This is a genomic window from Bradyrhizobium sp. Kon56 (assembly GCF_055807635.1).
In genome coordinates this window covers 1-242 of the sequence record NZ_JBVVOU010000585.1, presented here as the reverse complement: position 1 = coordinate 242, position 242 = coordinate 1, and the positions used below count along the sequence as shown (strand labels likewise).

At 48.8% G+C, this 242-nt stretch carries 1 protein-coding gene; it reads left to right on the top strand.

What is annotated here, in order from left to right:
• Window positions 1-25: 25 nt before the first annotated feature.
• Window positions 26-242: hypothetical protein (locus tag AC0L3B_RS40155; protein ID WP_473383564.1), on the top strand; the 217-nt coding region annotated here is incomplete at its 3' end.

Sequence of the window (242 nt, the reverse complement as noted above, 5' to 3'; positions counted from 1 at the left end):
CAGTCCGTGCTGCTTCGGCGAGGTAGTGGATAATTATGTACTCAGCCATAAACTGCCTCGTCATATCGCCAGCGCGATGAAAAAACTTTATCAGCTGCGTTACGGTGTTCATCCCGACAAGATTGGGCCTGAATGGATTGCACAGATAAAACAGCCGGTCTTGATTGTGCATGACAAGGGGGATATCAGCATCGACCTGGAAGATGCGATGGTGCTTACCCACGTACTGGAAAAAAGCAAAC